Annotated in this window: 11 protein-coding genes; 2 read left to right on the top strand and 9 right to left on the bottom strand. The window is 71.9% G+C overall.

All coding sequences use genetic code 11. The annotated features are described in order from the left end of the window. Positions 1-128: 128 nt before the first annotated feature. The 4 genes from ACFYYH_RS13890 to ACFYYH_RS13875 form a co-directional block, all read right to left on the bottom strand. Positions 129-1,523, bottom strand: coding sequence for a hypothetical protein (locus ACFYYH_RS13890; protein ID WP_388550025.1), 1,395 nt, complete (start codon positions 1,521-1,523; stop codon positions 129-131). Next, positions 1,520-3,130: a GT4 family glycosyltransferase PelF gene (pelF, locus tag ACFYYH_RS13885; RefSeq protein ID WP_388550024.1), complete on the bottom strand. Its 1,611-nt coding sequence runs from the start codon at positions 3,128-3,130 to the stop codon at positions 1,520-1,522. The genes ACFYYH_RS13890 and pelF overlap by 4 nt, the downstream gene beginning before the upstream one ends. A gap of 95 nt (positions 3,131-3,225) precedes the next feature. Further along, positions 3,226-5,391, bottom strand: a complete 2,166-nt coding sequence (locus ACFYYH_RS13880) for a hypothetical protein (protein WP_388550021.1) — start codon at positions 5,389-5,391, stop codon at positions 3,226-3,228. A gap of 426 nt (positions 5,392-5,817) precedes the next feature. After that, positions 5,818-6,354, bottom strand: coding sequence for a hypothetical protein (locus tag ACFYYH_RS13875; RefSeq protein WP_388550018.1), 537 nt, complete (start codon positions 6,352-6,354; stop codon positions 5,818-5,820). A 381-nt stretch (positions 6,355-6,735) separates the two neighbouring features. Here ACFYYH_RS13875 and ACFYYH_RS13870 point away from each other — a divergent pair, with 381 nt between their 5' ends. Then, positions 6,736-7,194 (top strand): VOC family protein, encoded by a 459-nt coding sequence (locus tag ACFYYH_RS13870; protein ID WP_388550017.1) that lies wholly within the window; start codon positions 6,736-6,738, stop codon positions 7,192-7,194. A 90-nt stretch (positions 7,195-7,284) separates the two neighbouring features. Here the strand turns inward: ACFYYH_RS13870 and ACFYYH_RS13865 are convergent, their stop codons facing one another. The 4 genes from ACFYYH_RS13865 to ACFYYH_RS13850 all read right to left on the bottom strand — a co-directional run bounded on the left by ACFYYH_RS13865 (position 7,285) and on the right by ACFYYH_RS13850 (position 10,588). Continuing rightward, positions 7,285-8,124, bottom strand: a complete 840-nt coding sequence (locus ACFYYH_RS13865; RefSeq protein ID WP_388550014.1) for a helix-turn-helix transcriptional regulator — start codon at positions 8,122-8,124, stop codon at positions 7,285-7,287. A 146-nt stretch (positions 8,125-8,270) separates the two neighbouring features. Continuing rightward, on the bottom strand, positions 8,271-9,035 hold the full coding sequence (locus ACFYYH_RS13860; RefSeq protein WP_388550012.1) for an SDR family NAD(P)-dependent oxidoreductase: 765 nt from the start codon (positions 9,033-9,035) through the stop codon (positions 8,271-8,273). A 184-nt stretch (positions 9,036-9,219) separates the two neighbouring features. Next, positions 9,220-9,495: a DUF2087 domain-containing protein gene (locus ACFYYH_RS13855; protein ID WP_388550009.1), complete on the bottom strand. Its 276-nt coding sequence runs from the start codon at positions 9,493-9,495 to the stop codon at positions 9,220-9,222. 13 nt (positions 9,496-9,508) lie between these two features. After that, complete coding sequence (locus ACFYYH_RS13850) at positions 9,509-10,588, bottom strand: alpha/beta fold hydrolase (protein ID WP_388550006.1); 1,080 nt, start codon at positions 10,586-10,588, stop codon at positions 9,509-9,511. A gap of 417 nt (positions 10,589-11,005) precedes the next feature. Between ACFYYH_RS13850 and ACFYYH_RS13845 the strand changes: the two genes are divergently transcribed. After that, the gene (locus ACFYYH_RS13845) at positions 11,006-13,093 is read left to right on the top strand and encodes a glycosyl hydrolase family 28-related protein (RefSeq protein WP_388550005.1); all 2,088 of its coding nucleotides are present in this window, start codon (positions 11,006-11,008) and stop codon (positions 13,091-13,093) included. Between the two features lie 193 nt (positions 13,094-13,286). Here ACFYYH_RS13845 and ACFYYH_RS13840 read toward each other — a convergent pair whose 3' ends face one another. After that, the gene (locus ACFYYH_RS13840) at positions 13,287-14,453 is read right to left on the bottom strand and encodes an ROK family protein (RefSeq protein WP_388550003.1); all 1,167 of its coding nucleotides are present in this window, start codon (positions 14,451-14,453) and stop codon (positions 13,287-13,289) included. Between the last annotated feature and the right edge of the window lie 103 nt (positions 14,454-14,556).

The following is a 14,556-nucleotide window of genomic DNA, read 5'->3' as shown; positions in this document are numbered from 1 at the left end:
GTCTGTGGTGTCTGCGGTGGCTGCGGTGGTCAGGGACGGAGTGGGCAGGGGACGGAGGGGCATGGACGGGGAACGGTGCGCGGAGCGGTGGCCCGGTTCCTCGTGCGGGGCGGGCGCGGCGGGCCGGGTCAGGCGTGCGCCGTCGGTCTGCCCAGCCGCCGCAGCGCCCAGCAGAAGAGCACGACCGCCGCGGCGCCGCAGGACAGCGAGAGCGTCAGGGGCCCCGGTGGACCGTGCAGGAGATGGACGGCGGTGAGGCCCGCGGCCGGCGCGGAACAGATCACCGCGGGCGGCCGCCCGACCCCGAACGCCTGGAGCAGCAGGGCCGTCCACAGCGTCGCCCCCAGCGCGGCCAGCGCCACGGGATCCGCCCCGGTCAGCAGCGCTCCCGGTATCAGCGGCAGCACATACGCCGTCAGACAGCCCGTCAGAACGGCCGCGGAGCGCAGCCGGAACCCGCGCGGTGTCGTGGTGGCGCGCAGGGCCGCCACCGAGAGCCCCCGGTAGCGGTACAGCAGCCACTCGGCGGGGCCCATGCTCACGGTCAGGACCACCACCGCGAGGGTGTGGCCGCGCCCCACGGCCAGCACCAGCAGCCCGGCCGCCAGACCGAACAGACCGTACGGCAGGGAGGCCGTCAGAGGAGGCCGCCGGGTGCCGGGCACGGCGGGCGCCCTGAGCGTTCCCCGTACGGCACGGACCGCCGCCGCGGTGGCCAGGACCAGGGTGAGCAGGGGAAGCCCGGTGCGTGGCAGGGGCCCCGGCTCCCACCAGGGCAGCGCCGCCGCGCCCGCGGCCACCGGCGCGAGCGTGGCCAGCAGGACGCGCTCCCCGCCGAGCACCAGCAGCACCCCGGCCGCCGCGAGATAGCACGACTGCGCCACGGCGAAGAGGGCCGCGGAACCGGACCCGGCGACGGCCGCCCCCACCGCCGACGCCAGCAGCGCTCCCGCCGGGGCGCCGACGAGCAGGACCCGGCCGGCCTCGTGGGGGCCGACGGCGAGCCGCAGATGGGTACGGTGCCCGAGGGCCTGGCCCCATGCCCAGGAGAACAGCGCGGCGGCGATCAGCCCCTGGGCACCGCGTCCGCCGTGCCCCAGCGGGGGGACCAGCAGATAGGCCAGCGCAGGCAGGGCGAACAGCGCCCCGCGCAGCGCGCACCGGACATGGTCCGGCGCCCAGGGATCGCGCGGGGGAGGCGGCTCGGGGAAACTGCGGGGCACCTTGTGGAACAGGTCCTCGGCGAGCGAGAACAGATCCGGATGCCCGTACTCGTGCTGTATCCGCTCGCCCGTCAGCCCCTCCGACTCCAGCAGCGCGGCCACCTCGTACGCGTGCACGGCGGGCCCTATCCGTTCGGCCAGTTCGGCCGCCAGCCGGTCCACGGGATCGTCGGTGCGCGAGCGCCCCCCGACATGGCCGGTACGGGGCAGACGCAGCGTGAGCGTCGTGTCCCGCGTCAGCGCCAGGGAGAGGGCGTCGCCCTGTCCGCCGTCGGGCTCCAGGGATATCGGACCGCTCATCCCGCCCTTCCTCCGAGCTCGGCGACGGCCGGGTGCCCGGCCGTCGCGGGAGCGGTACCGGCCGGCGCGAGATCCGCCACCCTCGCCGCGGCCGGGAACCGGAGGGGGGCCACCGCCGGGTGCCCCGCCGCGCCGGCTGTCCACGGCGCGGCCGGAGCCTCGGGGCCGCGCGCCGCCAGCTCCAGATAGATGGCCCGGAAGGTGTCCACCGTCTGCCGGAGAGTGAACTGTTCGATCACCCGCAGCCGTGCCGCCTCGCCCATCGCGGTGCGGCGGGGCGGATCCGCCAGCAGCTCCAGCGCCGCCGCCGCCATGGCGGCGGGCTCGCGCGGAGGGACCACCAGACCGGTCGGCCCCACCGCCTCGCGCACCCCGCCGACATCGGTGGAGACGGTCGCCCGCCCGCACGACATCGCTTCGATCAGGGTGAAGGGGAAGCCCTCGCTGATACTGGAGAGCATCACCACATTGCCCGCCGCGTAGGCGTCCTTGATGTCGTCGACGCGCCCCTCGAAGGTGACCGCGTCACCGTGGCCGAGGGAGGCGGCGAGTTTCTCGCACCGCTCCCGGTACGCCTCGCCGCCGCGCGGGGTGCCCCCGAAGAGCCGCAGCCGCGCCTGTGGCAGTTCCGCGCGGACCCGTGCGAACGCCTGTATAAGGGTCTCCAGGTCCTTGATCGGGTCGACGCGTCCCGCCCAGCTCAGGGTCGGCAGGTGCGGCTCCGGTCCCGCGGGCGGGAACGCCGCGGGATCGACCCCGTTGTAGACGGTGCGGATCAGCCGGGGATCGGCTCCGCCCTGTTCCTCCCAGAGCCGGTTGTACCGGTTCCCGGGGGTGATCAGCGCGGCCCTGCGGTACGTCTCCTCCGCCAGCAGACGGAAGAAGCCCAGCAGGACCGCCTTGACGGGCCAGCGGTAGGGGGCGGTGCGGTAGCCGAGATAGCGCTCCCGCAGATAGACACCGTGTTCCGTCAGCAGCAGCGGGACACCGTGGAGTTCGGCCGCGGCCAGGCCCGGCAGCACGGCGACACCGCCGCTGACCGCGTGGCTCACGCCCCGCTCCGGAGGGCGCGCGGCGAGGGGACGCAGCGCGTGCTCCAGGAGCCCGGTGGCGGTGACCGCGTCGTACAGGGTGGGGCGCGCCTCCCGTACGGGCAGCCCCGGCCTGTTCCACACGGCCGTCAGTATGCGTATCGCGCGGTCGTCGCGCAGGGCGGGGCTGAGCGTTCCGTCCCGCGCGGCGCGCGCCAGCTCGTAGAAGGCGGGCGCGAACCCGCTCTCGGCGGCCGGATCGAGCAGCGCCGTCAGGAACCGTTCGTAGGCGGCCGTCAGCCGGCGCAGCGCCCGGCCGCGCGGCATGGCTCCGTCGGGGGCGGGCCCCCACATGGGGACCGGGTCGAGACCGGTCACCTGCGGGGGCAGCTCCCACACGGCGCTCTCGCGGCCGGTGCCGGTCACCGCGACGACATGGAAGTCCATGTCGGGCATACCGCTGACGAGCTGGTCGCACCAGACGCTCACGCCGCCGTGACTGTGGGGATAGGTGCCTTCGGTGAGCAGGGTGACACGTGCCGCGCCGGGACGTGGCGGGCGGTGACGCAGGGGCATGGAAGCGCTCCACGGCGAGAAGGGTGCGGAGGCGTGACGGGTCCTGCCGGCCGTGCGGCGGGCAGGACCCGGTGCCGGGGAGGGACGTGCCGGGATCAGCGCCCGATGCCGGGCTGTACGGGCCGCAGCACACCGGCGGGCACCGGCAGACGCGGCGCGGTCCGCGGCGCGGGCCCGGCCGTCGGGTCCGGTGCGCCCGCGACGGCCGGCGCGGTGCCGGCGGGCGCCGGAGCCGTGGGCAGCGCGAGGGTGACGCGGTCCTGGCCGGCGGCCCGTGAGGCCCAGCCGGAGACGGTCTCCGCGTACGGCTGTCCGAAGCCGGTGGTCCCGGCCGGAAGGCTCTGCGCGGTCCCGGCCGGCATGGTGGCCGGTACGGCGACCCCCGCCGGGGCCTCCACGGTCACGGCGTCGCCGATCCGGTAGCCGGTGACCGTGCCGTTCCCGACGGCGGTGTTCCAGGCGGTCCGCCGGCGCAGCTCCTCGCCGATGTCGCTCATCCGCAGGTTCACCAGGGGGGTGCTGTCGGCGTGGAGAGCCGCGTACTGGTCGAGGACTCCGTCCAGCACCGGGTAGCCGATCCGGTCCTCGGCGAGGTTGGACTGGTGCATGAAGTGCGGGCGCGGGTCGTTGGCGAGGACGTGCCCCAGGGCGATCCTGGTCTCCAGCGGCACGATGTGGCCGGTGTAGCCGGTCGCGATGTCCAGGGGCGCGTCGAGGCAGGTGGTGTTGGCGAGGTCCTCGCACAGACCGCTGCCGCCCTGCGCCCGGCTGGTGTACAGCCAGTTGTACTCGTCGACCTGCTCGGACGTACGGCCCGCGTTGTAGAAGATGTTGATCGGATACCGGGCCACGGTGAGGGCGGTGCCGACCGCGCGCTGCCCCGGGTCACGGGAGTTGTCGGACGCGAGCCAGGCGACGCCGTTGTCGGAGAGCGCGGGAGCGAGATGGGGGTTGTCGTCGGGCTGCTGGGGGAGCACCTTCAGCCCGGAGTGCTCACCGGTCACCAGCTCGTCGTCGCGCAGGGGGAGTCCGGCCCGCTCTCCCCACTGCCGGTTGTCGGAGATCTGCCCGGAGATGTCCGCACGGCTGACATAGCGGGTGCTGCCGTCGGGGTTGGTCGCGCACGTCCACGGGACGACGGAGACATTCTGCTCGCAGCCGAGGAACGCGTGGTCGTAGGTGTGGTTGACCCAGCGGAAGTCGGCGCGCCTGGCCAGGAATGCGTCGGCGACCGGATCGGCCCCGTCGTGGTCCGCGCGGTGCTGCTCGCTGCCGCCGCCGTTGTACGCGAGATCGAGGGCGAAGCCGCGCCGCTGCGACCAGGCCGAGGCGTCGCGCACATCGTCGACCGACATCCGGATGGGGTTCTGCGTGCCCTGGCCGGGCGGGCAGTCCACATCACCGGGCGTGCAGTTGAGCAGGGGGTCCCAGCGGTCGTCGGCGCCGAAGACGTCGTCCACGTGGACGGCGAAGTAGTTCCGGGAGGCGCCGAGGCGCACCTCCTGCGTCATCCAGTCGACGATGCCCCGGGCCAGCAGCCTGAACTGCTGCTGATACTGGTTGTATACAAAAGTCACCACCAGTTCCCGGCGGCCGTCGTGCCGGTACTCGCCGACCAGGGACCCCCTGGCCGCGGAGCCGGGGATCGGCGCGTCCACATAGGTGGTGAAGTCGGCGCCCGCGCGGGGCCGGGACAGATAGGCGTAACTCTCGCCGACGTCGGGCGCGTTGTCCTCGAAGGGGACCGCCCCGTCCAGATAGCCGAAGGGGCCCGCGCTGCCCGCGGGGGTCACCTGGGCCCGTACCCCGTCCACGGAGCCGCTGTAGCCGCCGCTGGTGGGAACCTCCAGACCGGCCTGCGGCCGCGCGTAGGTGTACGCGTCGACCTGGGGGATCGCGTACGCCTTCTCGTAGGCGACGAGGGCGGCCATCTCGGGCGAACCGGCGGCGAACGGGTTGTCGTTGGGCAGGACGACGGCCTGGAACTTCGCCCGTGGCCGGCCGTCCACCGTGTCGGCCAGGAACGCCGGCCCGATCACGGGCCGGTCGGAGCGTCCCAGATCCACCAGGGTGTACGGCGTACCGGCGGTGTCGAGTTCGGCGGCGATGGCGGCCGTGGCCGGACCGCCGTCGGTGACGACCAGGACCCGCAGATCGATCCGGGGAGCCGGTTCCTCGGCGCTCGCCGGTGCCATGGGTAACGCGAGCGCGAGCAGAAGTGCCCCGGCGGTCAGTGCGGTCGTGCGAATGCTCCGCTTCATGCGGTCGGAATCCCTCCCCGGCGGGTCCGGTCGGCTCTCCCTGCCACCGGACCCCATCCCCCAGCACGGCGCCGGCCCTCGCGGAGAGGACCGGCGCCGCGCTCTGATGTCTCACATCGTGATGGGTGCGTGCGCGTTACGTGCGCCGGTTGTGAAACATGACGGAAAAACGCGGGCGATCCCGGCGCCTCATCCCGTCTTCACCGGCGGGTCTGGCATGTCCGTCATCGTCCATTTTCCGTGCCCCGCCCCCGTGTCACATCGGAAAACGGGATACGGGCGGCCGGCGCGCCCCGCCCGCTCCCGCCGGTGGTGCGTTCTGTCGCCGGACGTCTTGTTCGGCGGGATTGCGACGCTCGTGGTGTTGTGTTACCGCGAGGGCGGCGCGGCCCGGGTGCGGGACGGACGGGCCGTCGGCCGCAGCCGTCAGGCGCGGGCCGCGGCCGGCGCCGGGGGCGTCGCGCAGTTCACCCGGGTGGTCGGGGTGGGGTAGGTGCCGTCCTTCACGTTCTGGCCATAGTTGTACTCGTAGTAGAGGTACGAGTAGAACGCGATGTCGGCGTTGCAGCCCGAGTCGGCGGCGATCTCGTAGGTGAGGGTGACGGTACGGGTCGCTCCGGGCGGCAGCGGAATCTCGTAGTTCACCCCCAGGGTGGTGGTGCCGGTTCCGGTGCAGGCGACGCCGTCGGCGGTGCACGACGTGAAGGCGTACTTCAGGTCCTTGCGCTGTGTGGTGGTCCAGGTGGGCTGGACGGACTGGTAGACGAACCAGATGTCCGTGGCCTGGTTGTTGGTGAGCGTCATGGTGATGTTGACCGTGGAGCCCGGGACCGTGGTCGGCTGGTCGACGGAGAAGGCCAGGTCGGGGGTGTCGGCGCCGGCGGGCTGGGCCAGACCGAACAGGGCGACGGCGAGGGCGAGTACGACGGAGAGACCGAAACGTCTCAGGTGTGTGGTTGGCATGGCGGGGAGGCTAGGAGACCGTTCGGCCCCCCGTCTGCCCCACCGCGCTCCGGCTGTCCCGTACCGGCTCGAACGGCACGCCCGCATCCCGCGCCCCGCGGCCGTGGCTCCGGCACCCGGCTCCCGCGAACGCGCTGGGTAGCGGCATGGCGACACTGTGTGCGGACGAGGGGAGTCCGGAACACGGGCAAGCCCATGAGAATGGCGCATTCCGCGCGCGGAGGAAGGACTGGCATACGGACGGGCCGAGTTGCCCGGCTGTCCGGGGGCCAGCACAGTGGACGGGACGGAGCGGTCATCCGGACCCATGGCCGTGTGCGCGCTCCGGTCGGAGTGTGTGTACCGGTCGGAGTGGAACGCGGGCGGACCAGGGAGACGGCGATGACGCGGCGAGAAGACCTACCGGCACCGTCACAAGGGCTGGTGCTGACGCATTTCCTCACCGTGCGTGATGTGCGTGTGTCGAGCCGCTTCTACGCGGATGTCTTCGGCGGCGAGGTGGTGCTCGCCGAGAATCCCGCCATCGTGAGGATCGCCAACGGCTGGATCATCATGAACCCCGGCGGCGGGCCCACCCCGGACAAGCCCGATGTCGTCCTCACCCCGCCCGCCCCCGGTGACCCTGTGTCGTCCTTACTGAACGTACGGGTCGCCGATCTGGCCGCCTTCTACGAGCAGGCCACCGCGAAGGGCGCGCGCTTCCTGACCGAGCCGCTCGACCGCAAGGCGGAACTCCGCTGCTATCTCCGTGACCCCGACGGATATCTGGTCGAGGTGGGACAGGCCACCGGGATGGTGCACGGCGTCTTCGCGGACCGCCCGCCCGCCGACGGCGGCTGAGCCACCCCGTACGGGCCGGGCACCCGCGGGCAGGGCACCCGTACGGGCCGGATGTCCGTACAGGTCCTGAGGCCGGTCCGTGGGCCGGTGTCAGGTGTACGGCTGCCGGTCCCCGGTGACCGACAGGAGCTGGAGCTTGTCGTAACTCTCCGTCCCGGGAGTGGCGGTGTAGACGAGAAGGGCCTGGGCCTGGTCGTTGTCGAAGAGGACCTGGCAGTGCAGTTCCAGCACGCCCAGTTCCGGATGGCTGATCCGTTTGGAATCGTCCCGGACCACGCCGATCTCATGCGCCCCCCACAGCGCCGCGAACTCCTCGCTCCGTTCGAGGAGCGCGTCGACGATCCGCCCGGCGGGGGAACCGGCGCCCTGGCGCGAGTAGACGGTGCGCAGTTGGGACGCGAAGAACCGGCTGTGCGTGGGGTGGTCGTCCTCCGGATAGATCAGCCGTGCCCGTGGATCGGTGAACCAGCGGTGGATCAGGCTGCGGTCCAGGCCGGTGTGGCGGGTCTCGTCGCCGAGGAGCGCCACCGCCAGTCTGGTCTGGGTCAGGGTCTCCGCGAGCCCGGTGATGACCTGGGCCGGAGTGTCGTCCAGACGGTCCAGGATGCGCATGATCCCGGGATTCACATGGTCGGTGCGGAGCATCCGGCCCGGGGTGTTGTGCCCGGCCGTCCGGAAGAGATGGTCGCGCTCGTCCAAGGACAGACGCAGACCGCGCGCGATCGCGGCGAGCATCGGTTCCGAGGGCTGGGGGCCGCGCCGCTGCTCGATCCGGGTGTAGTAGTCGGTGGACATCCCGCACAGGGCCGCCACTTCTTCGCGGCGCAGACCACGGGTGCGCCGGCGCGGGCCGCGGGGGAGTCCCACGTCCTCGGGCTGGAGGGCCTCGCGGCGGGTACGGAGGAAGTCCGCCAGTTGCGCTCTGTCCATCTGCTCAGTCTCCCTCGTCCTGCTCGGTCTCCCTGCTCGGTCTCCCTGCTCGGTCTCCCTGCTCGGTCTCCCTGTCACGGGTGTCCGGCGTCGCGGGTGGCGCGCGGGGTCGTCGAACCGCGCGCCACCCGCCGCTCATCCACGGCTCAGAGCAGGGTGCCGCCCGACGCCTCGATCCGCTGACCCGTGATCCAGCCGGTGTTCTCGGAGAGCAGCGAGGCGACGACACCCCCGATGTCCTCCGGGCGCCCCACCCGTCCCAGCGCGGTCTGGCTGTCCAGCAGGGCGCGGAACCGCTCGTTGTCGCGGATCACACCGCCGGCGAAGTCGGTGGCCACGGGACCGGGGGCGACCGTGTTCACGGTGATACCACGCGGGCCGAGTTCCTTGGCGAGATAGCGGGTGAGGACCTCGACGGCGCCCTTCACCGACGCGTACGCCGAGGCGCCCTGCCCGGTGAAGCGGGTCAGACCGGTGGACACATTGAGCACACGGCCGCCGTCCGCGATGACCGGTACGAGCCGCTGGGTCAGGAAGTACACACCGCGGAAGTGCACGTTCACCAGCTCGTCGAAGCCCTCGGGGGTGGTCTCCGCGAACGAGGCCGTCAGGGAGCCCCCGGCGTTGTTCACCAGGAAGTCGAAGCTCTCCCGGCCCCAGCGGTCCTTGAGCACCCGGCGTACGTCGTCGGTGAACCGGTCGAACGACTCGGCCCGGCCGGTGTCGAGCGGAAGGGCGACGGCGGTACGGCCCAGACCGGCCACGGCGTCGACGACGGCGTCCGCCTCCTCGCCGTGGGAGCGGTAGGTGATGATCAGATCGACACCGTCCTCCGCGAGCCGGAGCGCGGCACTGCGCCCCAGGCCCCGGTTGGCTCCGGTGATGATCGCGATCTTTGGCTGTGTGGTCATGGGACGGCTCCCTCATGGCGGGTGGCCGCCGCGTGCCGATCACGCGATCCGGACGCACCACCTCGCCACGCCCCAGCCTGGGCGGGGCCCCGGACAGGATGAAGGGCTCACCTGTCCAGGGACCGGCAGTCCCAGGTTCAGCGCCTACCGGCCTACCGGCCTACCGGACTACCGGGCTGCCGGGCTACCGGACGCGCCGGTAGCTGCTGCCGTCCTGGGGGCGGGCCAGCAGACCCGCCACGACGAGGTAACGGCGCAGTGCGGAACAGTCCTCGTGGACCGTGAGCAGCGCGTCGTTGACCTCGCGCTCGCTGTAGGTCCTGTCGCGCTCGAACAGCGTTTCCGTGAGGTGGACGAGAAGCTGCTCCCGGCGGGCCGCCTTGCGTGGGATCGCCGTCAGCCGCCCGTGCGAGAACAGGGCGGCCACCCCCTGGGCACCGCTGGATCCGTTGTCAGACATGGCGGGGAGCCTTTCAGCCCGCCCCTCCGCCGTGCAACGCGTTTTCGCGGGCGGGCGGCAGGGCCCGCAGCCACTGCACCAGCAGCCGGTTGGTCTCGTCGGCGCGTTCCTGCTGGATCCAGTGCCCACAGCCTTCGAGGACATGGGAGGAGAGCAGGCCGGGAAGAGTCGCCGGGTAGTTCTCGATGGCGTCCGCCAGCCAGGTGGTGGACGCGTCGAGGGCGCCGCCGATGAACAGCGAGGGCTGGGTGACCGCAGACCCGTCCCACGCGGCGAGGTCCTCCCAGTCCCGGTCGGCATTGCGGTAGCGGTTCAGCGCCCCGGTCAGTCCGGTCCGTTCGAACTCACCGGCGTAGAAGTCGAGATCGGCCTCGCTGAGCCAGGACGGCAGGGTGTCACCGGGGAAGCGGTCGGAGAGCCGCGCGCCCGGGGGGACGAAGAAGAGACTGTCCTCGCCGGCCGCCGGCATCGTCTCCGCCGAGAGCCCGGCGTAGAACCCGGCCAGCCACTCCCGTACGCCGGGTTCTATCTCGGCCTCCGCGCGGCCGGGCCGCTGGAAGTAGCTGACGTAGAACTCCTCGTCCCCGCCGATCCGCGCGAAGGCGTCGGTGGGCCGGGGTCCGCCCCGTGGGGCGTAGGGAACGCTCAGCAGTCCGACGGCCGTGAAGATCTCCGGCCTGAGCAGGGCGCTGTTGGCGGCGATGGCCGAGCCCCAGTCGTGGCCCACGATCACCGCGGTCTCCTCGCCCAGTGCCCGTACGACGGCGACGTTGTCGTCGACATGGTCGAGCATCCGGTACGCCTCGACCTCGGCGGGCTTCGACGAGCGGCCGTACCCGCGGACATCGACGGCCACCGCGCGGAAACCCGCCTCGGCGATCGCCGGGAGCTGATGGCGCCAGGAGTACCAGGACTCGGGAAACCCGTGCACCAGGAGGACCAGCGGGCCGGCGCCGCACTCCACGAGATGGATACGGCCGGCGGGGGAGTCCACCAGCCGGTGCGTCCGGTCCGGGAGCGAGGCCGGGGCCCGGTCAGGAACCGGCTCCGGAACCCCGGCCGGGACGGGCGAGGGGTGGGCGGGCTGCGACATGCTTCCTCCTGGATTCTCGCACCGGGGTGCCGGGGTGCCGGGGTGCCGGGGTGCCGGGGTGCCGGCGTAGCGAGGGCGGCTGTCCGGCGGTCCGGCGCGAGCGCGTGACCCCGTCCGCGGCACTGCCACGATCATGCGCGGCACCCCGCGGCGACACGAGTTCCGTTGCCGGTCCGGCAAATCCGGGGCGCGGCGCCCGGGAGGGATCCCGTCCGCCGATCCGTCCGCGGCGCGGAGCGGCCGCGCCTACCGTGCCCCAGGGGCTGTTCCGGCAACGAATCATGCCAGTCAGCGCAAAAATCCAACGACTGGACGCAGTTGAGTGGCAATGAAACGAAATCAGTTCGCAGGAACCTTGTGGAACGGGCTGTGCGGGTCCTACTGTCACCTCACCCTCCCGACAGAAACGAGCATTCGATGTCATGGAGCATCACAGGAGCCGCAGTCCGGCAGTCCGGCAGACCGCCGCGCAGGACCGCCGGGGCCGCCAGGGCCGCGAGGGCGGTCGCGGCGGTGACCGCGGCCGCCCTCGGTCTCGGTGTGCTGGCAGGCGGTACGGCCCTCGCGGGCACGGGCGCTGACGGAGCGTCGGCTCCTGTCGTGACGCGCGCCGCTCTCTCCCCCTCGCTGGTCGCGGGCAGGGGCGCGAAGGTCGACTTCGTGGAGCAGGAGGCGGAGAAGGCGGCGACGAACGGCACGGTCATCGGGCCGGACCGGACCGCGTACACACTGCCCGCGGAGGCGTCGGGCCGTCAGGCGGTCAAGCTGACGCCGGGACAGCACGTCGAGTTCACACTGCCGAGCGCGGCCAACGCGATCACCGTGCGCTACAGCATTCCGGACGCTCCCGAGGGCGGCGGCATCACCGCGCCGCTCGATGTCACGGTGAACGGCAAGAACCGCTCCACCATGACCCTCACCTCGCAGTACGCGTGGCTGTACAACCAGTATCCGTTCTCGAACGACCCGAACGCCGGTCTGCTGCACCCCGACTGGTGGATCACCGAGTGCTCCTGCGTGCCGAGCGGGACGACACCCGCCCCGACGATCGACAAGCCGTTCCGGCCCAACCACTTCTACGACGAGCAGCGCCTGCTGCTCGGCAAGAAGTACCGCGCGGGTGACCGGGTACGGCTCACGGTTCCCGCCGGGAGCAGGGCCGCGTGGACGGTCGTCGACCTGCTCGACTCACACCTCGTCGGCCTGCCGCGCGTCGAGCTCGCCGCGGCGAACGTACTGGCCTTCGGGGCCGACCCGTCCGGCCGGCGCGACTCCGCCGACGCGTTCGACAGGGCGATCGCCTTCGCGAAGCGCGCGCACCTGAAGGTGTACCTGCCGCCGGGCACCTACCAGGTGAACCGCCACATCGTCGTGGACAAGGTGACGATCGTGGGCGCCGGCAACTGGTACACGATCATCAAGGGCCGCGAGGTGGACCTCGCCACCCCCGCCCCCGACGGCTCGGTCCACACCGGCGTCGGCTTCTACGGCAAGGACGCGGCGGACGGCGGCAGTACCGATGTCCATCTGTCCGGGTTCGCGATCGAGGGCGATGTCCGCGAGCGCGTCGACACGGACCAGGTGAACGGCATCGGCGGCGCGATGAGCGACTCCACCATCGACGGCCTCCACATCCGGCACACCAAGGTGGGCCTCTGGTTCGACGGACCGATGTCGAACCTCCGGGTCACCAACAATGTCATCGTGGACCAGATCGCCGACGGCCTCAACTTCCACACCGGCGTGACGGACTCGGTCGTGTCGAACAACTTCGTCCGCAACTCCGGGGACGACGGTCTCGCCATGTGGTCGGAGAAGACGTCCAACGCCGGCAACACGTTCGACCACAACACCGTGCAGACTCCGGTGCTCGCCAACGGCATCGCCATCTACGGGGGCAAGGACAACACCGTCTCCAACAACCTCATCGCCGACCCGGTCCGGGAGGGCAGCGCCATCCAGGTCGGCTCGCGCTTCGGCGCCGAGGCGTTCACCGGGCATCTGCGGATCACGGACAACACCACGGTCCGCGCCGGCACCTACGAGCTGAACTGGAACATCGGCCTGGGCGCCATCTGGTTCTACGCGCTGGAGAAGAACATCGACGCCGACATCCAGGTGACCGGCGACCACTTCCTTGACAGCACCTACAACGCGATCATGCTGGTCAGCGACTGGCCGGTGAAGGATCTGTACGCGATCACGAACGTCCACTTCAAGGACATCAGGGTCGACGGTACGGGCACCTCGGTGGTCAGCGCGCGGGTGGCGGGCTCCGCGTCCTTCCAGAACGTGGACGCCCGCAATGTCGGGGCGGTCGGTGTGAACAACTGCGGGTCGTTCAACTTCACCCCCGCCGGCTCGGAGTTCTCGCTGACGGACCTCGGCGGCAACGACGGGGGCGGCACCACCGGTGCCTGGCTCGCCCCGTGGGAACTGCCGAACACCATCACCTGCGACGACCGCCCGCCGGTGGTGAGCCCGCCGGCGCCGTCCCCGTGGTGACACCCGCCGGGCCGCGCGTCCACGGCCGCTGATCCTCCCGCCTCCCACACCTGTCCGGCCCCGGTCCCGACCGGGGCCGGACAGGTGTGGGCCCCGCGGCCCGACCACTCCCGGTCGCCTCGTACGCCGCCGTGCCGGGGCGGACGACGACCGTACCCCGGCGCACCCTGTGGCCCGGTCGACGACGTGCTGGTCAGGAAGGTCCTCCGTAGGCGAGTTCGCTGGCCAGCAGTGCGGCTCCGACGACCCCGGCGCGCGGGCCGAGTTCGGACATCACGATCGGCAGATTCCCCGTGGCGAGCGGGAGCGAGCGTTTGTAGACGACACTGCGGATCTCGGCGAGCAGCACATAGCCGAGCCCCGACAGGCCGCCGCCGATCACTATCATCGACGGGTTCATAAAGCTGACCAGGGTGGCGAGGACCTGTCCGACCCGATGGCCACCGTCCCGGATCAGATTGACGCAGACGTTGTCACCGCCCGAGGCGCATTCGGCGACATCCACGGCCGTCAGCGTCCCCTGGGCGGCGAACCGCTCGGCGAGGGCCGGGGACCGGCCGGAGCGGGCGGCCTCCGTGGCGTCGCGGGCCAGCGCGACGCCGCCGAAGTACGCTTCCAGACAGCCGGTGTTGCCGCAGGAACAGACGGGTCCGTCGGCCTCCACCTGGATATGGCCGATGTCGCCGGCACAGCCCTCCGCACCGCGGTAGATACGGCCGTGATGCTGCATCCCGGAGCCGATCCCACTGCCGATCTTGACGAAGAGCAGATGGTCGACGGCTCGGGCCACACCGCTGTGCGCCTCGCCGAGGGCCATCACATTGACGTCGTTGTCGACGACCACCGGGCAGCCGTGCTCGCGGGCGAGGGTGTCGCGCACGGGGTAGCGGTTCCAGCCCACCATGATCGGCGGCGAGACGGGCACACCGTTGCGGAAACTGACCGGGCCCGGCAGGCCTATGCCTATGGCGTCGAGACGGGTGAAGTGGCCCTGGGCGCGCAGCTTGTGGAGGAGTTCGCTGACCCGGCCCAGCACGGCGACCGGTCCCGAGCGGATGTCGGCGGACTCGGAGCAGGCGGCCACGGGTTCGAGACCGCCGTCGGTGATCTCGATGTCGATCGAACTGGCGCCGAGGTCGACGGCGGCGAACCGGAGACCGGGAGCGAGCTGGACGAGCGTGGAGCGACGCCCGCCGCGTGAGGCGGCCGGACCCGCCTCCAGGACCAGTCCGGTGGCGACCATACGGTCGAGTTCGGCGAGCAGCCGGGGGCGCGGCACCTCCAGCCGGTCCGACAACTGGGCCCGGGACAGTGGACCGTTGTCGCGCAGCATGCTCAATACGCGGTACTGAACGCTCACGGGCTCCACTTCCTCAAAGGCACCTCGGGCCGTCCGGCCGGACCGCCGGGCACCGGTACCCGGCACCCGCGCGGGGCGGATGCCGGGACGTCCGGGCGGCTGT

The organism is Streptomyces sp. NPDC002018 (assembly GCF_042890865.1).
In the GTDB taxonomy this organism is placed as follows: domain Bacteria; phylum Actinomycetota; class Actinomycetes; order Streptomycetales; family Streptomycetaceae; genus Streptomyces.
This window is presented reverse-complemented; position numbering and strand designations above follow the sequence as displayed.